The 20,759-nt window shown below is 69.1% G+C and carries 18 protein-coding genes; 8 read left to right on the top strand and 10 right to left on the bottom strand.

The genetic code is table 11. The annotated features are described in order from the left end of the window. Positions 1-186: 186 nt before the first annotated feature. Together DLJ58_RS05225 and DLJ58_RS05220 are read right to left on the bottom strand one after the other, a co-directional pair. Positions 187-849: a class I SAM-dependent methyltransferase gene (locus DLJ58_RS05225; RefSeq protein ID WP_124854106.1), complete on the bottom strand. Its 663-nt coding sequence runs from the start codon at positions 847-849 to the stop codon at positions 187-189. Positions 850-901: 52 nt separating this feature from the next. Beyond that, a complete protein-coding gene (locus DLJ58_RS05220) occupies positions 902-1,114 on the bottom strand; it encodes a hypothetical protein (protein WP_244218783.1) in 213 nt (70 codons plus the stop codon). 44 nt (positions 1,115-1,158) lie between these two features. Between DLJ58_RS05220 and DLJ58_RS33770 the strand changes: the two genes are divergently transcribed. Then, positions 1,159-1,305 carry a VOC family protein gene (locus DLJ58_RS33770; RefSeq protein ID WP_158629548.1) on the top strand — a complete coding sequence of 49 codons (147 nt, stop codon included), beginning with the start codon at positions 1,159-1,161 and terminating at the stop codon, positions 1,303-1,305. Positions 1,306-1,451: 146 nt separating this feature from the next. Here DLJ58_RS33770 and DLJ58_RS05215 read toward each other — a convergent pair whose 3' ends face one another. The 5 genes from DLJ58_RS05215 to DLJ58_RS05195 all read right to left on the bottom strand — a co-directional run bounded on the left by DLJ58_RS05215 (position 1,452) and on the right by DLJ58_RS05195 (position 8,660). After that, positions 1,452-1,688, bottom strand: a complete 237-nt coding sequence (locus DLJ58_RS05215; RefSeq protein ID WP_124854105.1) for a hypothetical protein — start codon at positions 1,686-1,688, stop codon at positions 1,452-1,454. Positions 1,689-2,100: 412 nt separating this feature from the next. Continuing rightward, positions 2,101-4,275, bottom strand: coding sequence for a HelD family protein (locus DLJ58_RS05210; protein ID WP_124854104.1), 2,175 nt, complete (start codon positions 4,273-4,275; stop codon positions 2,101-2,103). Positions 4,276-4,979: 704 nt separating this feature from the next. Beyond that, positions 4,980-5,534, bottom strand: coding sequence for a hypothetical protein (locus DLJ58_RS05205; protein WP_124854103.1), 555 nt, complete (start codon positions 5,532-5,534; stop codon positions 4,980-4,982). Positions 5,535-5,663: 129 nt separating this feature from the next. Then, positions 5,664-7,511 carry a glycoside hydrolase family 15 protein gene (locus DLJ58_RS05200; RefSeq protein WP_124854102.1) on the bottom strand — a complete coding sequence of 616 codons (1,848 nt, stop codon included), beginning with the start codon at positions 7,509-7,511 and terminating at the stop codon, positions 5,664-5,666. Positions 7,512-7,655: 144 nt separating this feature from the next. After that, the gene (locus DLJ58_RS05195) at positions 7,656-8,660 is read right to left on the bottom strand and encodes a LacI family DNA-binding transcriptional regulator (protein ID WP_091407044.1); all 1,005 of its coding nucleotides are present in this window, start codon (positions 8,658-8,660) and stop codon (positions 7,656-7,658) included. 181 nt (positions 8,661-8,841) lie between these two features. Between DLJ58_RS05195 and DLJ58_RS05190 the strand changes: the two genes are divergently transcribed. From DLJ58_RS05190 to DLJ58_RS05175, 4 genes are all read left to right on the top strand, one after another. Then, positions 8,842-10,107, top strand: a complete 1,266-nt coding sequence (locus tag DLJ58_RS05190) for an ABC transporter substrate-binding protein (protein ID WP_244218782.1) — start codon at positions 8,842-8,844, stop codon at positions 10,105-10,107. A 97-nt stretch (positions 10,108-10,204) separates the two neighbouring features. Continuing rightward, a complete protein-coding gene (locus DLJ58_RS05185; protein WP_244218784.1) occupies positions 10,205-11,044 on the top strand; it encodes a carbohydrate ABC transporter permease in 840 nt (279 codons plus the stop codon). A gap of 2 nt (positions 11,045-11,046) precedes the next feature. Continuing rightward, a complete protein-coding gene (locus tag DLJ58_RS05180; RefSeq protein WP_181539431.1) occupies positions 11,047-11,907 on the top strand; it encodes a carbohydrate ABC transporter permease in 861 nt (286 codons plus the stop codon). Positions 11,908-11,945: 38 nt separating this feature from the next. Next, positions 11,946-14,270: a beta-xylosidase/alpha-l-arabinosidase gene (locus DLJ58_RS05175; RefSeq protein ID WP_124854099.1), complete on the top strand. Its 2,325-nt coding sequence runs from the start codon at positions 11,946-11,948 to the stop codon at positions 14,268-14,270. A 137-nt stretch (positions 14,271-14,407) separates the two neighbouring features. On the opposite strand, the gene DLJ58_RS05170 is transcribed toward DLJ58_RS05175, so the two are convergent. The 3 genes from DLJ58_RS05170 to DLJ58_RS05160 all read right to left on the bottom strand — a co-directional run bounded on the left by DLJ58_RS05170 (position 14,408) and on the right by DLJ58_RS05160 (position 17,174). Continuing rightward, positions 14,408-15,268: an oxygenase MpaB family protein gene (locus DLJ58_RS05170; RefSeq protein WP_124854098.1), complete on the bottom strand. Its 861-nt coding sequence runs from the start codon at positions 15,266-15,268 to the stop codon at positions 14,408-14,410. Further along, positions 15,265-15,921, bottom strand: a complete 657-nt coding sequence (locus DLJ58_RS05165) for a haloacid dehalogenase-like hydrolase (RefSeq protein WP_158629547.1) — start codon at positions 15,919-15,921, stop codon at positions 15,265-15,267. The genes DLJ58_RS05170 and DLJ58_RS05165 overlap by 4 nt, the downstream gene beginning before the upstream one ends. 206 nt (positions 15,922-16,127) lie before the next feature. Next, a complete protein-coding gene (locus DLJ58_RS05160; protein ID WP_124854096.1) occupies positions 16,128-17,174 on the bottom strand; it encodes an SMP-30/gluconolactonase/LRE family protein in 1,047 nt (348 codons plus the stop codon). 283 nt (positions 17,175-17,457) lie between these two features. On the opposite strand from DLJ58_RS05160, the gene DLJ58_RS05155 reads away from it, so the two are divergent. The 3 genes from DLJ58_RS05155 (at position 17,458) to DLJ58_RS05145 (ending at position 20,561) form a co-directional block, all read left to right on the top strand. Further along, complete coding sequence (locus DLJ58_RS05155; RefSeq protein WP_124854095.1) at positions 17,458-18,636, top strand: MalY/PatB family protein; 1,179 nt, start codon at positions 17,458-17,460, stop codon at positions 18,634-18,636. A gap of 243 nt (positions 18,637-18,879) precedes the next feature. Continuing rightward, the gene (locus tag DLJ58_RS05150; protein ID WP_124854094.1) at positions 18,880-19,395 is read left to right on the top strand and encodes a SigE family RNA polymerase sigma factor; all 516 of its coding nucleotides are present in this window, start codon (positions 18,880-18,882) and stop codon (positions 19,393-19,395) included. Further along, entirely contained in the window at positions 19,392-20,561 is a 1,170-nt protein-coding gene (locus DLJ58_RS05145) for a hypothetical protein (protein ID WP_124854093.1), read from the top strand. Before DLJ58_RS05150 ends, DLJ58_RS05145 begins: the two co-directional genes overlap by 4 nt. The last annotated feature ends 198 nt before the right edge of the window (positions 20,562-20,759 follow it).

Below are 20,759 nucleotides of genomic sequence, written 5' to 3'. Positions count from 1 at the left end.
CGATACTTCTGGTGCTCCGACCTGGTCATCATTCCGAGGCCCGGAGTCGAGGCGATGGTGGCGGCCCTGGGAGAGATGATCCGATCCGGTGACGTCGAGGTGATGCTCAGCAAGCTGGAGGACGGCGCGATCTAGTTGAGTGACGAACCAGGTGACACCGCGCCGGCCTGCTCTGACGTGCCGTTGTCAACGCGGTGCCTGGGCCACAGGTTTATGGGCGAGGAGATATCCCTGGGCGGGGCTGTCCGGTGCATCGGCAGGGACGCCACCCCAGAACACGGTGGTGAAGCCAGCGTCGGTGACACCTTGTTCCATCTCCTGCGGTGTCTGCCAGTAGAGGTCGAACTCGACGCCAAGATTGCTGCTGCGCCCCGCGCGTCGGACCTGACTGGTCCCGGCCTTGAAGGCGGTCACCAGATAGCCGCCCGGCTTGACGACGCGATACAGCTCGCCGAGGGCGGCTTGTCGATCGGCCGGTGCCAGGAAGATGAGGGAGTACCAGCAGACCACGCCTACCAGCGACGCGTCCTCGAAGGGCAGCTCACGCAGGTCGGCAACGTCGAATCGGTAAGCCCCATGGTCGCGGCGGGCCACGCGGATCATCTCGGGTGAGAGGTCGACTCCCCAGGGCGCCAGGCCCCTGGCTGCCAGGTAGGGCGCGAGGCGCCCCGTTCCGCAACCGATGTCGCCGACGTCGGTGCCCCGCCCCGCGGCAAGCGCCAGTACGCAGAACAGGTCGAGGACGGCCCTCTCCGCGGGCATGCGATCCAGAGCGTCGGTCAGGCGTTCCGCATAGAGCTCGGCGAGGACGTCGTGCGCGGCGCGTAACTCTGCGGTCTTGGCGTCCACGGAGAGGACTGTAGGGGCCCATGGACACCCGCACCTGCCGCCGTCCGGGCGATCAGTGCGGGAAAGCGCGGGGGATGCGTGCGCCGAGAAGCTCGTCGCGGAACGCTTGGATGCGTGTGATGACCTGCCGTCTGCCGATGGTGTTCTCGATGCGGTCGAGGTAGAGGCATCGGGCCGCGAGTTTGTCGAGATCGACGGTGAAGTAGATCGCCATCAGCGGGTTGACGAACAGGTCGCCGCTGCCGGTGCGTCGGCTACCGGCCACCGACCTGGCCCACGGGCGAACGATCACAGCAGATCCACTTCGACATGGCCGTCGACGAGCCCGATGACCTCGATGATGCCGAGGCGCGTGCGATCGAACTCGGAGCCGTCAGAGAAGAACAACAACCCGCGCCGGAACGCTTTCGCGTCCTGCGCGACCCGGCTGGCCATCCCTTCTGCCTACGCGGCTGAGCCGCGCGACCTGGCAGCGACCCAGCAGTGGATCGGGAAAGCGCCCTCCGTAGCGGAACGATACGACCCGCGGAGGGCCCAATCATCCCGGCGCGGAGAGCGCTTCGACCCAGTGGCCACCCCGAATGCCTTCTCAGGGTGCGAAGCTAGTCGATCCGGTGCGCGCTGTAGATGTACACCACACTTGGATCTGCAGCCCGTCGGTACCACAAGAGGCCGGCCGGGCTGGTGCAGCGCCCGTCCATGATGTAGGTGTATTCGGGGTACGCGTATCCGGCCACCCTGGACGAACTGCTGTAGCCGTAGCGCCACGGGGCTTCGGCGAACCGCATTTCGATGTACGGCGTAGTCGTGCAACCCGCAGCGAACGCGGGAGTCGGCACGGCCAGCGTACTCAGCGGAAGTACGATGGCTGCTGCCAGCGCTAGCAGTGATCTTTTCAAGATTTCGCCTCCATAACTGCGCGGCTGCCGTTTGGATGAGCAGGCAGCGATGACGGATTGCCGAACATGCCCGAGGGCCGCACCCGTATGGGCGAAAATCGTTTCCCAGCTTCGATTCGCCAGCGTCACGGGTGATTGGCGTTCAGCGTATGGGCGCTGAATGGGCGGTCGCTACCGCCGATGGCTGTCCCGAACACAAGCGCGCTTGTCCGGGCTGCTCACGGGCTTGTTCGGGCTTGTTCCGACCGCTCGTCGAGACGTGAGCGACCGTGTCTGGTTCAGGATCACAGCGTGCGCCTCGGACGGTCGGCAGCGGTGCTCCCAGCCTCCACGAACGTCATGAGTGTCACGACTAGTGCGTCAGTGTCAGCTGTCCGAGTTCCTGGGTGCATCGGGTGAGCGCGACGTAGAGGCCGTTCCAACCGCGCGGTTCGGCGGCGATTCCATGAGGGTCGATGAGGAGCGTCGCGTCCCATTCCAGTCCCTTGGACTGGGTGGCGCTGAGCACTGGCACATCACTCAGCACGGCTTGAAGTGTGGCGATGCGGTCCGCGGGGGCGATGACGCCGACCGTGCCGCCATGCCACCGTTGTTGCAACTGCCGCGCTGCTTCCACGGCGGCGCCGGCAAGCTCAGCCGGTGTGATCGTGCGCTCCCAGGGGGCGATGCCGGAGGAGCGTACCGCTCGTGGCGGAGTGTTGTGGCTGCCAGCCTTCTTCAAGACCGGTCCGGTGAGGTCCATGACCTCGCGCGGGGTCCGGTAGCAGATGGTGAGTTCCGCGCCGGTCCAGCGGTCTCCGAAGGCAGCCCGCACCGCTTTCGCCCAGCTGGTGTGCCGGTGCGCGGCCTCTGCCTGGTCGATGTCGCCGACGGCGGTGATGGAGCGACTGGGACAGCGCCGCAGGACCATCTGCCACTGCATCTCGGACAGCTCCTGCGCCTCGTCGATGACGACGTGGCCGTACACCCATCCGCGCTGGCGGCGAGCGCGATCGGCGAGGAACTCGCCCTGTGGTTGCGGGGTGTCGACCTCGCCGAGCAGGTCGGCGAGGGCGTCGAGCAGAGGGATGTCGCTCGATGCCCATGGAGTGGGCTCGGCCGCGACGGCCGTGATCTCCTCGGGGGACAGCTGTGGGGCGAACCGGGCCAGCAGGGTGCAGTCGGTCAGGAAATCACCCAGCAGGGTTTCGGGGTCGAGGGTGGGCCACCATGCCTCGATGAACCGGGCGATGGTGGCGTTCTCGGCGATACGACAACGAAGCTGCTCGACTTCCTCCTCGGAGAGCAACCCGTCGATGTCGCTGCCGGTGGACGTCCGGGTGGGGGAGTGGTCATGCTCCATGCCCTTGTCGACGCGGGCGAGGATCTCCTCGAAGCCTTCCTCCATCTCCTCCATCAGCGTCTCGCGTTGCTCGGCGACGACATCGGCCAGGAGGTGGTGCAACTGCTCGGCGAACGCCGCGCGGGCGCGGTGGTACGGGCGCCCCTGCGTCGCCGAGGCGAGCGCCTGCGCCACAGTTGCGGCGGGAATGGCGTAGAACTCGCCCTCCCAGCGCAGCTTCAGCTCGCGCGGTCGGGGGAGCAGCGACGCGACGTAGCTTTCGAGCGTGGGCTGCCAGAGGGCGCGGCCCTTGATTTCGGCCAGAAGGCGGCTCTCGTCGCGACCAACCTGGACGTCGGCCAGTAGGGTGTCGCAGGTCGCCGAGACGACGGCTGTCTCACCGAGCGCCGGCAGCACCTGGGCGATGTACTGGAGGAACCGCGGCGAGGGGCCCAGGACCAGGACCGCCTGCTCGGCCATCTTTCGGTGGGTGAACAGCAGGTACGCGACGCGGTGCAGGGCGACCACTGTCTTGCCCGTGCCCGGACCGCCCTGGACGACCAGCGGACCGGTCGCCTCGGCCCGGATGATGTCGTCCTGTTCGCGTTGCAGGGTGGAGATCGCCGTCGACATGCGACCGGTGCGGCGCTGGTCGAGGGCCGCCAGGAGAGCGCCTTCGCCGACGAGGTCCGCCGTCGTGCTCCCGTCCAGCGGCTCGTCGTCCACGCCGACGACGGCCGATCCCGTCGTGCGGATGTGTCGGCGCCGCGCCTGACCCTGTGGGTCGACAGCCGTCGCGGTGTAGAAGGGCCGAGCTGCGGGAGCGCGCCAGTCCACCAGCAGTGGCTCAGCGCCCTCGCCATTGTTGCGGAGACCGACACGGCCCACGTGGCGCACGGTGCCGTCAAGGCCGTCGAGGCGGCCGAACACCAGACCGTCCTCTGCTCGCCGTAGCTCGTCGTACTGCTGGCGGAGCATGCGCTGCCGGGCCCGCTCCAACGCGTCCAGCGGCTCTGACGAAAGCTCGATCTGCAGGTAAGCGGCCAGCCTGTCGCGCCGGGCCGTGGCCAGATCCAGAAACGCCTGTTCCTCGGCGACCGCGGATCGACGCGCGGCATCCTCTGCGGTAGAGGCCGGCAGTTGGCCGTCAGGTGCTACTTCGTCGACGCCAGCGGTGCCGTTGCTCAGGGCAGACTTCCGGTGCATTCGCAAATCCTTGTATCGGGGTAACTCTCGGCCCGGATGAGCCGCAGCGCATTCGGCGGCAAGCATAGAGTTGGTTTCCCTCACCGGCCAGGAAATCAGCCGGCAGAGATCGGCATCTCAATGCCTTGCGGTTCCGGCGTTGCTTGTGGCCTCACCAATCCCGATTTCTTATTGACAGTCCAGTCTTCATCTGTTCTGTGGGTCTGTTCCGAGCAGTGTGGCGCTCTTCGGCCTCGGGGCCTGGTGCGGCAGGATGGCGGCGTGTCGATGGAACGCGTTGAAGCTCCGGCCATGCTGCTGACCTGGCTTGCGGACCGTCCTGTTCGGGAGACGGCCACCGGCTACGACGCCGCCGGTCGGCAATCGTCGACCTGGGTTCTTCATTCGATGTACGAGAACCCCAGCCTTGCGGGTCTGGGCACTCACGACGAGCTGCATCGCCACCGGCTCGAATCTGGCGACCTCGCGCCGGAGATCATCGGAGGCATAAACCTCGACGAGGACACCACCAACACTGGTATTCCCCTGGGCTTCGTTGTGCGACCGGGAAGTCCGAGCAACTGGTCGAGGCGATCAAGAGCCACCCCGCTCTCGAGACGGCCCAGTGGCCCGCTCAACCGCGCTGAGGCGACCTACGGCAGACGTTGGCCGAGGTCGGGCGGCGCGAGGACGATCACCGCGTCGGCGAGGGCTGCCCCGCCAGGTCAGCTCAACCTGAAGGACACGTCGTCGACGTCGAAGGCGGTGGCGCCGTTGCCGGCCGTCTCGCTGGCGACGAAGCTGACCGTCGCGGTGCGTTCGGTCGTGGCGGTTCCGCTCGACATGACGTACTGCCGCCACTCCGCCCCGCCGTCGAAGGCCAGCGAGAACCTCGTCTTCGGGGGTATCCCGGTGACCGCCAGCCCGACGTTCAGGTAATCGCCGCGGCTGGTCTCCGTGGTGGTGGTCCGCACCCAGAAACGGACCGTCAGGTCGCAGTCGGCCGGAACGGTGACGGTGGTGCGCAGCAGGTCGCCACGTGAAACGTCCAGCCCGGCGAAGGTGGCGTACGCGCGGCCCATGTGTGCGGGCCGGGTCGCGTCGCCGAGCACGACGATGCGGGGGCCGGCCGTCCAGCCGGTGGTGCCGCGCTCGAACCCCGGGTTCGGGTGGATCTGCCCGGTGCAGGGCGGGTCCGCCGCCGGCTGGCCGTGGGATGCGCTGCCCGTGGCCAGGAGCAGCAGGACCGCAACCGAGACTGTGGTGACGAATGCCTTCATCGGTTCTCCCCGCGTCCACACATTCGAGATGGTCGATTCGTTTCGACCATGCGCGATGCGACGTGGGCGCGTCAAGCCCTTCCCGCCGTCGGCTCCGCGTGGGCGGCGACCGGCCGCAACATGCTGGCGCTACCGCCTGCGGCGGGCGTCGGCCTCGGTGTCGAGCAGGTCGTTGAGCGTCAGCGCTGAGTTGATCAATGAGAGGTGGCTGAACGCCTGGGGATAGTTGCCGATCTGCTCCCCGGTCGCGGCGATCTCCTCTGCGTAGAGGCCAAGGTGGTTGCTGAAGGTGAACATCTTCTCGAACGTGAGCCGGGCGTCGTCGAGGCGGCCGGAACGGGCCAGCGCCTCGACGTACCAGAAGGTGCACATGTTGAAGGTGCCCTCGTGGCCCGGGAGACCGTCGGGGGAGTGGACCGGGTCGTACCGGTGGACCAGGCTGTCGGAGACCAGTTCGCGCTCGATCGCCTGCAAGGTGGACTGCCACAGTGGGTCGCTCGGCGTGACGAAACCGACCGCCGGCATGGCGAGCAGCGCCGCGTCCAGCACATTCTCGTCGTACGCCTGCACGAAGGTGCCGCGGGCCCGGTCGTATCCGCGCGCCATGACCTGGTTGTAGATGCGGTTGCGCTGTTCGGTCCAGCAGGCCATGTCCCCGGGGCGGCCGGTGCGGGTGGCCAGCCGAATGGCCCGGTCCAGCGCGACCCAGGACATCACCCGACCGAACGTGTAGTTGCGGGGGTGGTGGCGGCTCTCCCAGATGCCGGCGTCGGGTTGGTCCCAGTTGTGGCAGAGCCAGTCGACCAGCCGGACGGTGCTCTTCCACACCTGGTGCGAGACGCGGATGCCCTGCTCGTCGGCGAGGTGCATGGCGTAGAGGGCCTCGCCGTGGATGTCGAGCTGGAGCTGGTCGGCGGCGCCGTTGCCGATCCGCACCGGCCGGGAGCCTCGGTAGCCCTCCAGATGGTCCAGCACCTCCTCGTGCAGGTCGGAGGAGCCGTCCACCCGGTACATGATCTTCAGCGGGTCCTGGTGGTCGCCGGCCTCGCGGATCCGCTCGTCCAGCCAGTTCATGTACTGGCTGACCTCCTCGGTGAAGCCGAGGCCGAGCAGCGCGTGCACCGAGAACGACGTGTCGCGAACCCAGGTGTAGCGGTAGTCCCAGTTGCGGGTTCCGCCGACGAGTTCGGGCAGCGCGGTGGTGGGTGCGGCGATCATCGCGCCGGTCGGCGCGTACGTCATGAGTTTGAGCGTGATGGCCGAGCGCTCGACCATCTCCCGCCAGCGCCCCGTGTAGCGGGAACGTTCGAGCCAGCGCCGCCAGTAGTCCCGGGTCCACTCGAACATGCCCTGGATCTCTTCCGGCGCGAAGATGCGCGGTTCGGCGCCGCCCGTCTCCAGGACCACCCCGCCCGTGTCGCCCTCGTTCAGCGTGCCGTACGCGACCAGGTCGCCGCCCTCAAGGTGGACGTCACCCTGTTCGGAGATCAACCGCCGCACGGGGTCGACCGGGTGGAACGTCAGCGCCGCCGACCGGCTGCGGAAGACGTAGCCGTTGTGGTGGCGCTCAAGCTGATGCTCTTCGCGGGCGTAGTCGAACCGCGGCCGGCACTCCACCCGGAAGCGCATGCTGCCTCGGACCATGGTGACGGTGCGGACCAGCCGATGCGCGTCGGTGGCCCGCTCGCCGGTGACCGGCATGAAGTCCATGACCTCGGCCACCCCGTCGGCGCTGATGAACCGGGTGATCAGGATGGGTGTGCCGGGGAGATAGAGCTGCTTGGTCACGTACCGCACGTCGTGCGGCGCGATCCGGAAGTAGCCGCCCTTCTCCTTGTCGAGCAGGGCGGCGAAGATGCTCGGCGAGTCGAACCGCGGCGCGCAGAACCAGTCGACCGTCCCGTCGCATGTCACCAGCGCGGCGGTCTGCAGGTCGCCGATGAGCCCGTGATCCTCGATCGCCGGATAGCTGTCCACGTCTCTCCCCGGTTCGGCTGCGTCCTGCGGACCGAATTTAGGGGAGGAATTGTCGACTTAGGTGAGATTCACGTTCCGCCACCCTGTCGCGTACCCCCACGAGCCACGGTGACGGCCGGGGTCCTGCGCTTCCGCCCCCGGGCGTCAGTGCAGCGGGCGGCAGGAGGAACGGATGACCAGCTCGGTGGGGAGCCGGATGTGGGTGTCGCGTTCGACGCCGGCGATCAGGTCGACCAGCAGGCGCAACGCCTCGGCGCCCATCCGTTGCAGCGGCTGCATGATGGTCGTCAACGGCGGGTTGACCAGCGCCGACTCCGGTACGTTGTCGAAGCCGATCACCGACAGGTCGTCGGGCACCGACAGGCCCATGTCGCGGGCCACGGTCATCGTGGAGATCGCGGAGAGGTCGTTACCCGCGAAGATCGCGCTCGGTCGGTCGGTGAGGGCGAGGAGCTCCGCGGCGGTGCCGGCGGCGCTCTCGATCCGGAACCCGCCGACGCGGACCAGCCGCTCGTCCACCGGCACGCCGGCGTCGGCCATCGCACTGCGGAAGCCGGCCTCGCGCAGCTGCGCGGACTTCAGGTCGGTGCGTCCACTGATGTGCCCGATCCGCGTGTGGCCGAGGGACAGCAGGTAGTTGGTCGCCAGCACGGCGCCGGCGAAGTTGTCCGAATCGACGGTGGGCAGGTCGGACGGTCCGGTGTGTGGGTCGACGGCCACGACGTGGAAACTGTGTTCGGTCTCGACCACGGTCGGCGTGACGATCACGGCGCCGTCGATGAGTGTGCCGGAGAGCCGGGCCAGCGAGCGTCGCTCCCACCCCACGGCGGCGCCCTCGCCGTCCCCGCTGGAGTAGGCCAGCAGCTGGTATCCGCTCCCGGCGACCTCCTGTGACGCCCCCTTGAGCAGCTCGGTCGAGAACGGCTCGAACTCGGCGACCAGGATGCCGAGCACGTTGGTGCGGTGGCTACGCAGGCTCTGCGCCCCCAGGCTCGCCTCGTAGCCGAGCTCGTGGATGACCTGCTGGACGCGCTCCACGGTTGCCTGGGCCACGCCGTAGCGGCCGTTGACGACCTTGGACACGGTCGCGACCGAGACGCCGGCAGTACGTGCCACATCCGACATCTTGACGCGCTGCTGAAACACCACGTCGATGATGATAGGGCCCCGTCGGCGGCGCGTCGCCAGCGACTCGAAAACGTTATCGATACCGATTGACATCAAGTTACATGACTGTAAAACTTCGCCGCAGGCCGAGTACCGCGACTGACTAGTCGAGGAGACATCGATGGCAATGAAGCGGCGTGCGAGTGCCGTTCTGGCACTGTTAATGACAAGTGTTGTCGTCCTCGCCGGGTGTTCCGGCGGCGGCGAAGAGGCGGCCCCTCAGAGCGAGCTGTACAAGGACCCGGTGACCCTGAGCTGGTGGCACAACGCCTCCCAGGACGGGCCCGGCAAGACCTACTGGGAGAAGGTCGCCAAGGACTTCTCCGCACTTCACCCCACTGTCAAGATCGAGATCGAGGCGATCGAGACGAACCAGCTCCAGCGCACCCGGCTCCCTGCCGCGCTGCTGAGCAGCGACCCGCCGGACATCTTCCAGGCCTGGGGCGGCGGCGAGATGAGCGAGCAGGTGGAGGCCGACTACCTCAAGGAGATCACCGACCAGACCAAGACCGAGGTCGGCGACATCGGCAGCGCCGCGGAGATCTGGCAGGTCAAGGGCAAGCAGTACGGCCTGCCGTTCCGGATGGGCATCGAGGGCATCTGGTACAACAAGGAGATGTTCGCCAAGGCGGGCATCGCGGCTCCGCCGACCACCTTCGAAGAGCTCAACACCGCTGTCACCAAGCTCAAGGCGATCAACGTCATTCCGATCGCCGTGGGTGCCGGTGACAAGTGGCCGGCCGCGCACTGGTGGTACAACATGGCGCTGCGCGCCTGTTCGGTCGACGCCCTCAAGAAGGCCTCCGCGGAGAAGAACTTCGACGATCCGTGCTTCGTGAAGGCCGGCCAGGACCTGAAGGCGTTCATCGACACCAAGCCGTTCCAGCCCAACTTCATCGCCACGCCGGGCCAGAACGACCCGACCAGCGCCAACGGCATGCTCGCCAACGGCAAGGCCGCGATGGAGCTCATGGGTGACTGGAACCGCGGCACGCTGGACACCGTCACCACGGACAAGGCGAAGCTGGCCTCGTTCCTCGGCTGGTTCCCGGTGCCGGCGATCGCCGGTTCCCCGGGTGACCCGAAGGCGGCTCTCGGCGGCGGCGACGGGTTCTCCTGCGCCAAGAACGCCCCGGCGGAGTGCGTGGAGTTCCTCAAGTACATCGTGAGCCCCGAGGTGCAGAAGGGCTACGCCGAGACCGGCACCGGCCTGCCTGTCGCCAAGGGCGCGGCGGACGCCGTGAAGGACCCCGCGCTGAAGTCCATCCTGGAGGCCACCTCCGGGGCGAGCTACGTCCAGCTCTGGCTGGACACGGCGTACGGCAGCACCGTCGGCAACGCGATGAACGACGCGATCGTCGCCATCTTCGCCGGCAACGGGACGCCTGAGAAGGTCGTCTCGGCAATGAAGGCGGCCGCAAGCAAGTGACCTCCGCCAACCAGCTCCGTATGCCCGCCGAGCCGACAACCGCCGCAAGTGGTACGAGATCATCGGGCTCACCACGCCGGCCGTCCTGATCTACGTGATGTTCGTGCTGGTGCCGATGGGCTTCGCGGTCTACTACAGCCTGTTCCGGTGGCGCGGGGTCGGGCCTCCCACCGAGTTCGTCGGTCTGCGGAACTACACCCTCGCCTTCCAGGACCCGATCTTCCTCGACGCGTTGCGCAACAACGCGATCATCGTCTTCGGGTCGCTGCTGATCCAGGGCCCGATCGCCCTGGGCGTCGCCCTGCTGCTCAACCGTCGCTTCCGTGGGCGGGCCGTGTTCCGCCTGCTGGTGTTCGTGCCGTACGTGCTGGCCGAGGTCACCGTCGGCATCATGTGGAAGCTGCTGCTGACCGGCGACGGCACTGTCGACGCGCTGATGCGGTCGCTGGGAATGGGCGGCCTGGTGCAAGCCTGGCTGGCGGACCTGGATGTGGTCATCTGGACCCTGCTGGCCATCCTCACCTGGAAATACGTCGGCTTCGCCATCATCCTGCTCCTCGCCGGGCTGTCCAATGTGCCCGACGAGCTGACCGAGGCGGCGGCCATCGACGGCGCGAGCTGGTGGCAGATCCAACGGCACGTCACGATCCCGCTGCTCGGCCCGACGATCCGGATCTGGATGTTCCTGTCCATGATCGGCTCGCTGCAGATCTTCGACATGATCTGGGTGACCTCGGTGCCCGCGGTGCGGTCCCTCGGCGCATCGGCCACCATGGCGACATACATGGTGGACAACGGGTTCTTCGCCCGGCTGTGGGGCTACGGCAACGCTGTGGCGGTAATCCTGTTCGTCATCTCCTTCGTGGCGGCGCTGCTGTTCCAGCGGTTCCTGCTTCGCCGCGACATCGAGGGCGCCATCACCGGAAGGGCGAAGTGACGATGGCCGTGAACTCGGTTCTCCCCCCGTCCACCGGACGCCGTCAGGTCTCCTGGGGCACGCCGCTCACCTACGCGCTCGCGCTCGCGATCGCTGCGGTGTCGATCGCCCCGGTCATCTACGTGGTCATCGGCGGTTTCCGCACCACACCGCAGATCGTCGCGGACCCGGCCGGCCTGCCCGACCCGTTCGTCTGGGACAACTACGCCCGGGTGCTGACCCAGAGCAACTTCTGGCAACAGGCGTTCAACAGCGCGGTCATCGCCCTGGGAACCACGCTCGCCGTGGTCGTGCTCGGCCTGGCCGCCGCGTTCGTGCTCGCCCGCTACAGCTTCCGCGGGCGGGAAGGGCTCTACACCTTCTTCACCCTCGGCCTGCTGTTTCCGGCCGGGGCGGCGATCCTGCCGCTCTACCTCATGCTGCGTGACCTGAACCTGATCAACTCCTACTACGCGGTGATCCTGCCGCAGGTCGCCTTCTCACTGCCACTGACGATCGTGATCCTGCGGCCCTTCCTCTCGGCCATCCCGAGAGAGTTGGAGGACGCCGCCGCCATCGATGGTGCGAGTCGGCTCGGCTTCCTCTGGCGCGTCGCGATGCCGCTGTCGCGGCCCGCGCTCGTCACCGTTGGCGTCCTGGCGTTCGTGGCGAGCTGGAACTCGTTCCTGCTGCCGCTGCTCGTCCTCAGCGACGTCAACCTGCACACCCTGCCGCTGGGCGTGCAGAACTTCTCCAGCCAGTACACCACCGACACAGCGGGCGTACTCGCCTTCACCTCGCTGGCGATGCTGCCGGCACTGCTCTTCTTCACACTCGCGGAGAAGCAGATCGTCGGTGGTCTGCAGGGTGCGGTCAAGGGCTGAGCGGCAGCGGTACGGGCACAACCACAGGAAGGCACAGCATGACTGAGGTCCACGCGGTAGTGGGCGGGCCGGCGCCGGCTCAGGCAGGTCCGGAGCACGGCCGACCGGATGGGCGCGACGGCGAGGCCCGCCTACGCGATCTCCTCGGCCGGATGACGATCGAGGAGAAGATCGCCCAGCTCGTCGGCTTCTGGGAGAAGGAGGACGGCGAGGCTGTCGCACCGTTGCAGGGGGAGTTCGGCGACGCCTTCAAGCTCGAAGACTTCTCCCGGCACGGGCTCGGTCACCTCACCCGCACCTACGGCACCCGCCCCGTGGACGCGGTCGAACACGCGGCCTGGTTGTGGAAGTTCCAGCGGGACCTGGTCACCGGCACCCGGCTCGGCATCCCGGCGATCGTTCACGAGGAGTGCCTCACCGGGCTGTCCGCGTGGAAGGCGGCCACCTTCCCCACCCCACTGGCCTGGGGTGCCGCGTTCGACCCCGAACTGGTCACCGAGATGGCGGCGGCGATCGGCTCCTCGATGCGGGCCCTGGGCGTACACCAGGGGCTCTCACCGGTGCTCGACGTGATCCGTGACCCCCGCTGGGGCCGGGTGGACGAGTGCATCGCCGAAGACCCGTACCTGGTCGGCACCATCGGCACGTCGTACGTGCGCGGCCTTCAGTCGCAGGGGGTGCACGCCACCCTCAAGCACTTCGCCGGTTACTCCGCCTCGCGCGCCGGGCGCAACTTCGGCCCGGTGCACATCGGCCGCCGGGAACTGGCCGACGTGCTGCTCCCCCCGTTCGAGATGGCGATCATCGACGGCGACGCCCGCAGTGTCATGCACTCGTACACCGAGATCGACGGGGTGCCCGTCGCCGCCGACCCGACGATGCTGACCGGCATCCTGCGCGACCAGTGGGGCTTCGACGGCACAGTGGTGGCCGACTACTACGGGGTCGCGTTCCTGAACCTGCTGCACCACGTGGCGAGCGATCACGCGGACGCGGCCGGACAGGCGTTGACCGCCGGTCTCGACGTCGAACTGCCGACCGGCGACGCCTTTCTGACCCTGGGGGAGTCGGTGCGGGCGGGCAAGCTCGACGAGGCGCTCATCGACCGCGCGGTGCTGCGGGTGCTGCGCCAGAAGCAGGACCTGGGTCTGCTCGACGCGACCTTCAACGACGAGCCGCCCCAGGCGATCGACCTCGACTCGCCCGAGCACCGGTCGATCGCCCGCCGGCTCGCCGAGGAATCGATCGTGCTGGTCGCCAACCGGGACGCGCTGCCGCTGCCCACCGGGCAACGGGTGGCCCTCATCGGCCCGAACGCCGACCGGCAGAGCGCGCTCTTCGGGTGCTACTCATTCCTCAACCACGTCCTCGTCCAGCACCCCGGCGCGGAGGCCGGCATCGACGTGCCGACAGTGCTCGACGCCGTGCGGGCCGAGTTCGGCGGCGATCTCGTCACCTGGGCACGCGGCTGCGACGTGGACACCGACGACAGATCCGGCTTCGACGAGGCCGTCGCGACGGCCGCCGGCGCGGACGTGGCCGTCCTCGTCGTCGGCGACCACGCCGGCCTCTTCGGACGCGGCACGGTCGGCGAAGGCTGCGACCGGGACGACCTGGAGCTGCCCGGCGTCCAGCGTGAACTGGTCGAGTCGGTGCTGGCGACCGGCACACCGGTCGTCCTCGTGCTGGTCACCGGCCGGCCGTACGCCGTCGGCTGGGCGCTCGCGCGCTGCGCGGCGGTGGTGCAGGCGTTCTTCCCGGGCGAGGAGGGCGCCGGGGCGATCGCGGGGGTGCTCTCCGGGCGGGTCAATCCGTCGGGCCGGCTGCCCGTGACCCTGCCCGGGTCGGCCGGCGCGCAGCCGTACTCCTACCTGCACCCCACCCTCGGTGCGGGCAACGCGGGGACCAACCTGCTGGCGACGCCCGTGGCGCCGTTCGGCCACGGCCTGTCCTACACGACATTCGCGTACGACGAGCTCACCGTGCCCGGCACGGTGCCCACCAGCGGGGCGGTAGGGGTGACCGTGCGGGTGACGAACACCGGCGCGGTCGCCGGCGACGACGTGGTCCAGCTCTACGGTCGCGACGTGGTCGCCTCGGTGACCCGGCCGGTGGCGCAGCTGCTCGGCTACCGGCGAGTCCATCTGGAACCGGGCCAGTCCGTCACGGTCGAGCTGACCGTGCCCACCACCCGTCTGGCCTTCTCCGACCGCACGTTCACCCGCGTCGTGGAGCCCGGTGACGTCGAGTTGTGGGTCGGCACCAGCGCGCGGCGGGACGCCGAGGCGGTGACCACGCTGGTCGGTGACACCGTCCCGGTCACCAACACCTCCCCACGCTGGACCACCATCGACGTGCGCTGAGAGCCGGTCCGCCGGTTGTCCCCAGTGGACAGTCGGCGGACCGGCCCCACTCCCGTGCCGGTTCTCGGCAGTGAACCCGCACGGGCAGCGCAGGGCCGGCGCGCGTCCGAGCCGGCGACACCGGCACTACCGACGTGCTACTCCCGCACCCCGTCCTGGTGCGGGCCGAGCTGGCTGATCTCGTACCCGTCGGGGTAGCTCTTGGCCTTGATCCCATCGGCGAACAACGCCGTCGTCCGTGGTGCACCGAACCACCGCTGCAACCGTGAGCGCGTCCGCAAGGCCAGGTGCAACCCCGCCCGGACCGGCCAGGCCGGCGTGTCGACCCGCGTTGCGCTCCGCAGCGGCGCGTCATACAGGGCGCTGACCAGCGCGTTTCCCAGTGGAGCGAGCATCCGGGGGATCCGGGTGAGCATCAGCATGCGGGTGGCGCGTTCGATGGCCGCCGCGTCGTCGTTGGGTTGCAGGTGAGCTGCGTCGTACGCGTCGAACCAGGTCTCGAACTCGTCGTACGACCCAGGGATGTCGGTGATGCGCATTCGTCGGCCGAGTTCCCGGTAGAACAGGTACGTGGCGTGCCGTTCGTGGCAGCAGGGTGGACGCCAGCCGTACCCCTGCAACCAGCGGGTCGGGGTCACGACCAGGCAGCCGAGGACGTAGCGGAAGTCGTCGTTGCTGATGTCGTACGGGCGGTGGATCTGGTTGACGCGCCGCAACGCCTCGCGGCCCCGAGGCTGGTCGAAGCCGTTGAGCACCATCTCGTACATCAGCAGACCGGTGTCGTCGATCCGCTTCTGGGTGCGTTCGGTCAGCTCGCCAGTGGCGGTGTGCACGGTGGCGATCGCGGGGATGGAGAACGAACGGTTGAAGGCGAGGTTGAGCCCGAGCTTCATGTCCCACGGAAACTCGTGGCGCAGCATGGTCTGGTAGATGACCAGGTAGTCATGCTCCGGGTCGAGAGCACGGGTGCGCGTCAGGTTGTCGTAGCGGCCCCTCATCGGCGGACCTCCGGGCCCTGGCCAGCCAACCAGGTGACGGTGGTCAGCCTGGCGCCGAGTAACCGGCGCGCCCGAGCGACCTGACGCGCGTTCGCGTTGACCAGTACGGGCTGCTCGGCGGCGCCGAGGATGGGCAGATCCGACAGCGAATCGCTGTAGGCCACCCGCCACGGTGGCGTCACCCCCTGGCCGGCGAGCTGCGCCATCTTGGTCGCCCCGTGGTTGTGCACGATCAGCCTCGGGCCGCGAATGCGCGAGGCCACGAGCTCGACCCCGGCGAGGCCGATCGCGTCGAGCACCGCCCGCGCCAGGGTGTGCTCGCACGCGGTCACCACGATGACCCGGTCGCCGGCGGCGAGATGGGTACGGATCATCCGTAGACCGGGCGCGATGATCCGCCCTGGCTCCTCACCGAGCTCCGCGCCGAAGCGTTCCAACTCCGCCCGCAACTCCTCCGCGTTCCGGCCCAACAAGCCGATTCGGCTCACCCACCGCGCCGCCCACGGACGGAAGGTGGGAATGGTGGCGATGGGCGCGAGCAGGACGAGCGCGGCGACGGCGAGCGGCAGCCGAGCACCCGCGAAGGCAGTGCGTCGCAGGAACAGCCCGAACGCGTCCCCCCGTAGCAGTACACCGTCGAAATCGAAGATCACGGTATCTGCGGTCGACGCCCTCACTGGTCTACCGACCCTGGTGCCACGGGCGGTTCGCCATGAGCCGAGTCTACGGGTGGTCGGGTGGGTCAGGTCGGCGCGGCCGTGGTCGGTAGCACCGCGATCAGGTCGAGCACCTCGACGGCGCCGGATAGCGCGCCGCCTCGTCAGGCTACGACGGAGGCGGCGCGCCATCCCGCCGTCGGTCAGTACGGATATCCGGGGACGTTGAGTCGCACGCTGTACAACCCGGAGTCGCCCCACCGGCCCGACGTGACGAAGAGGGTCTGCCGGTCGGGGCCGCCGAACGCCACATTGGTCGTGCCGGAGCCGCCGGAGCGGATCGTGCCGAGCTGGATGCCCGTGGGGGAGTAGACGTGGACCAGGGAGTCCCCGCCCGAGGTCCAGTACACGTTGCCGGCGCAGTCGATCGTGCCGCCGTCCGGGCCGCCGATGTAGTTCACGAAGACGCTGCGGGCGCCGATGCTGCCGTCGGGCTGGACCGCGTACTTGTAGATCTTGTTCTCGGAGTAGGCGCCCACGTACAGCGCGGTCCCGTCCGGCGAGAGCGAGATGCCGTTGGGTTGGCGCAACCGGTCGTCGACCAGTGACACCTGCCCGCTGGAGACGCGGAAGACGCTGGTACGTCCGCTCATCTGGTCGGAGCGGTTGCCGCGCTGGAAGTTGGGGTCGGTGAAAAAGACGACGCCGTCGGAACGGACCGCGACGTCGTTCGGCGAATTGAACGCCCGGCCCTGGTAGTTCGCCGCGACGGTGCTGCGGGCCCTGTCGCTCAACCGGTACGCGGACACGCTCCGCTGGTCGTGGGTGGCCGCGACGAGCTGCTGGCCGTCGGCGCTGAGTGCCAGGCCGTTGCTGCCGGCGTCGGCGATGAACGTGTCGAAGCTCGCCGACGGGGTGAACCGGCGGATCGTCGACGGCTGGACGTTGTACGGCCCGGTGCCGGCGGTCATGTCGGACATCAGCAGGTAGCCACCGTCGGCGACCCAGACCGGTCCTTCGAGGAACGTGAACCCGCCCTGGATTCGGGGGGCGGTCACGGTGCTGGCCGGCAGCGGTGGACCGTAACCGGCCCCCGTCGGGCAGACCCCGGGCGGTGCTCCGGGCGGACCGACGAGTGCGGCGTGAGCGCTGACACGCGCAGCGTCGACGGCAGCACCGGCGGGCAACGGGGTGGCGCTGACCGCGAGGCACAGGCCGGCCAGTGCGGCAATGGTGGGACGCCAGGTCATCGAATACTCCAATCGGCGTCGAGGGTTGCGATGGCCGGCGTGCGAGGTCGGTGGCTGGCACGGCGTGAGGGCGGGCCGTCGATGTGGGTATTCGGGAGCCTAGGTTATGAACTGGCAACCCGCAGCAGTCTTTCGCCGTCGATTCCGAGACGGATCGGGGATCGCATACAAAGACGCTGGTCAATGCCAAAAAGCCTCCGGAAATCCTTCCGGTACGACCACAGTGGACAAATCAGTGGGTGACCCGGGGCGTCGGGCCGGAGGCAGGGAATAGGGTGGGGACATGAGTGGCCTGCTCAGTGGTTCCCGGACTGCGGTCAATCCCCTTCGCCAGCTCACGATCGACCAACTCCGGAAGCGGACGAGCCTCAAGTGGCGGGAGTACCCCGACGACGTGCTGCCGCTCTGGGTGGCCGAGATGGACGTGCCCCTGGCCGAGCCGGTCGCGCGGGCGATCACCGACGCCGTCGCGCGCGGTGACACCGGCTACACCGCCGGAACGGCGTACCCGCAGGCAGTGGCCGAGTTCGCCGCGCGGCGGTGGGGTTGGGACGGGCTGGCAGTGGAGCGCACCGCGCTGGTGCCCGACGTCATGCACGGCGTCGTCGAGGCGCTGCGACTGGTCACCGAGCCGGGGGACGCGGTGGTCGTCAACTGCCCGGTCTACCCGCCGTTCTACGAGTCCGTGGCGCACGCCGACCGCCGAATCGTGGAGGCACCGCTCGGCGAGGACCTGAGGATCGACCTCGACGCGCTGGAGGATGCGTTCCGGCGGGCTCGCGCCGGTGGACGGCCGGCCGCGTACCTGCTCTGCAGCCCGCACAACCCGACCGGCGTCGTGCACAGCGCGGCCGAGTTGACCGCCGTCGCCGGACTCGCCCAGCGGCACGGGGTGCGGGTGGTCGCCGACGAGATCCACGCTCCGGTGGTGGCTGAGGGCGCGCGGTTCGTGCCGTACCTCTCGGTGCCCGGCGCGGAGAACGGCCTGTCGCTGATGTCCGCCTCGAAGGGATGGAACCTGGCCGGCCTGCGCGGCGGGCTCCTGGTCGCCGGCCCGGCCGCGGCCGGTGATCTCGCCCGTGTCCCGTTCGGGGTCAGCGTCAGCACCAGCCACCTCGGCGTGATCGCCCACACCGCTGCCTTCCGCGACGGCGGCGAGTGGCTCGACGCTCTGCTGACCGGCCTGGACGACAACCGTCGGCTCCTGACCGCGCTGCTCGCCGAGCACCTGCCGGCCGTCCGCTACCAGCCCGGTCAGGCCACCTATCTGGCCTGGCTGGACTGCCGCGCCCTGGGCCTCGGCGACGACCCGGCCGCCGTGTTCCTCGACCGTGGCCGGGTGGCGCTGACCTCCGGACTGGCCTTCGGGACCGGCGGTGGCGGGCACGTGAGACTGAACCTGGCCACCGCACCGGAGCTCATCACCGAGGCGGTACGCCGGATGACCAGCGCCATCGACTGAGACCGGAGGCCGGGAGCAGCCGCGCCTCGAGTCCTTCCCCGGCTGTTGCGCCTCGACGCCCTACTGGTGCTGGCGACATCGACCCGCTTCGCGGCACGCCTGACCCGCTGATCCGTCCGCCGCCGCGGCCGGGTGGGACACCCCCGGCCCGGCCGAGCGGTAGGACTTCCGAGCGTTCTTCGACGGGACGCAACCTGATGACGGTCCGGTCCCGTCGAGCTTGCGGAGGAGGAGGGAGCCTCGATGGTGGATGCCGAGGGTGAGTTCGTGGAGTACGTCTCCGCGCGACTGCCGAGCCTGCATCGGACCGCGTTCCTGATGTGCGGCGACGCCCATCTGGCCGACGACGTGGTGCAGCAGACGGTCACGGCGCTCTACGTGAACTGGCGCCGGGTCAGCCGGGCCGACAACGTCGACGCGTACGTACATCGGATGCTGGTGCACAAGCTCGTCGATGAGAAGCGGTTGAGCTGGGCGAAGGTTCGCCTGCTGGGGTCGGTGCCGGAGCCGGAGCGCTCGCCGGTGACGCCGCACGACGACCTGGCCGAGCGGGACAGCCTGCTCGCCGCGCTCGCCCGCCTCCCGCGCGGCCAGCGCACCGTGCTGGTCCTGCGGTTCCTGTGCGACCTGTCGCTGACCGACACGGCCGCCGCGATGGGCTGCTCCGAAGGCAACGTGAAGTCGCAGACGGCTCGGGCGTTGGCGGCCGTCCGCCAGGTGCTCGACGTCACCGAGATGTCAGTGAGGAGTCCGAGATGACCACGGTGGACGATCAGCGGATCGCCGAGCTGCTGCGCTCGGTGCCGGTACCGGAGCCGCGGGTCGACCTGAGCCGGGCGGTCCGCGACGGGCGGCGGCACCGCCAGCGTCGCCGAGTCGGCGGAATCGCCGCGCTGACGGTGCTGGCCGGGGTCGGTGTCGTGGGTGCCGTCCAGGTCGGCGCGACCACCAGCCCGCCAGTCCCCAACACGCCGGCGCTCGCGGTGTCACCGGCGGAGACCGGGTCGGCCGCCCCGCGCCCGCCGGTCACCTGCCAGGCGTCGTGGTTGCCGCAGCCGGTCGACGGTCCGGTCGCGGTGGCCAGCGGGGTCGATCCCACCGGACGGCACATCGTCGGCGACATCAGCACCGGGCGGGAGGACGGACGGGTCGTGCTGTGGACCGACGGCCGGCCGGTCGTCCTGCCGGCGACCGCGCGGCACGCGGCAGCGGTCAACAGCCGTGGCTATGTGGTCGGCACCAACGGCGACGGCACCGGTTGGCTGTACCGGGACGGGAAGCTGCGTTTCCTGTCCACCCCGCCCGGCTACGACACGGTGCTCGTGCACGCCGTCAACGGTCGGGGCGACATCGTCGGCACCGCCCACAGGTCCGACGACTCGCACCAGGCTGTGCTGTGGTCGACGGACCACCCCCAGAAGTACCGGCTGCTCGGCCAGCGGGGGTCGTCCGCGACCGGGATCACCGAGGACGGCACGATCGTCGGCACCGTGGACGATCGGCCCTACCGGTGGACGCCGCAGGGCGTCGGGACGGCACTGGCAGTGCCCGACGGCTACACGCGGGCGTCGGTCGACTCGGCGCAGGGCGAATGGGCGATCGGCATGGCTCCCGGCGGCCAACGGAGCGGCGCTGTGCGGATGCTGCCGGTGCGGTGGAATCTCGCCACCGGGGCGGTGAGCCTGCTGCCCTTCCCGGGGGCGAGCGGCATCGCCGGCAATGGTGATGTGCTGGTCGTCGACGGTGCGCCGCTGGTCGTGGCCCCGGACGGCACCTCCCGCCGGTTGCCGGGCCGACCCGAGGTCCGGGCGACCGAGGCGGGCACGTACACGGCCGAGGGAATCAGCGACGACGGTCTGACGGTGGTCGGGGCCGTCTACGAGAACCAGGCGTATCGGCCGCTGGTGTGGCGGTGCACCCGCTGAGGGTCTGATCGGCTCAGCCTCGAACTCCGTCGTGGGGGCGTGCCGTCCGGACCGTTTCAACCGAGCGGGTCCGTGGGTACGCTCCCACCGGCTGATCACCGCTCTGCTGTGGGGCCGGTTGACCGGGCGGTCGACGCCGCGCGACGATCAGCCGGACGGCGCCACTGGTGTCCGACTGTTGCTCGCGATCTTTGGCCT

This window comes from Micromonospora arida (assembly GCF_003857035.1).
Taxonomy (GTDB): Bacteria; Actinomycetota; Actinomycetes; order Mycobacteriales; family Micromonosporaceae; genus Micromonospora; species Micromonospora arida.
This window is presented reverse-complemented; position numbering and strand designations above follow the sequence as displayed.

Bases quoted from the DNA above. Each gene is read 5' to 3' on its own strand.
- DLJ58_RS33770 (WP_158629548.1), top strand. From the start codon at position 1,159: ATGGCCGTCGACGAGCCCGATGACCTCGATGATGCCGAGGCGCGTGCG.
- DLJ58_RS05210 (WP_124854104.1), bottom strand. From the start codon at position 4,275: ATGCACCGGAAGTCTGCCCTGAGCAACGGCACCGCTGGCGTCGACGAA.
- DLJ58_RS05205 (WP_124854103.1), bottom strand. From the start codon at position 5,534: ATGAAGGCATTCGTCACCACAGTCTCGGTTGCGGTCCTGCTGCTCCTG.
- DLJ58_RS05190 (WP_244218782.1), top strand. From the start codon at position 8,842: ATGACAAGTGTTGTCGTCCTCGCCGGGTGTTCCGGCGGCGGCGAAGAG.
- DLJ58_RS05185 (WP_244218784.1), top strand. From the start codon at position 10,205: ATGTTCGTGCTGGTGCCGATGGGCTTCGCGGTCTACTACAGCCTGTTC.
- DLJ58_RS05180 (WP_181539431.1), top strand. From the start codon at position 11,047: ATGGCCGTGAACTCGGTTCTCCCCCCGTCCACCGGACGCCGTCAGGTC.
- DLJ58_RS05175 (WP_124854099.1), top strand. From the start codon at position 11,946: ATGACTGAGGTCCACGCGGTAGTGGGCGGGCCGGCGCCGGCTCAGGCA.
- DLJ58_RS05170 (WP_124854098.1), bottom strand. From the start codon at position 15,268: ATGAGGGGCCGCTACGACAACCTGACGCGCACCCGTGCTCTCGACCCG.
- DLJ58_RS05160 (WP_124854096.1), bottom strand. From the start codon at position 17,174: ATGACCTGGCGTCCCACCATTGCCGCACTGGCCGGCCTGTGCCTCGCG.
- DLJ58_RS05155 (WP_124854095.1), top strand. From the start codon at position 17,458: ATGAGTGGCCTGCTCAGTGGTTCCCGGACTGCGGTCAATCCCCTTCGC.
- DLJ58_RS05150 (WP_124854094.1), top strand. From the start codon at position 18,880: ATGGTGGATGCCGAGGGTGAGTTCGTGGAGTACGTCTCCGCGCGACTG.
- DLJ58_RS05145 (WP_124854093.1), top strand. From the start codon at position 19,392: ATGACCACGGTGGACGATCAGCGGATCGCCGAGCTGCTGCGCTCGGTG.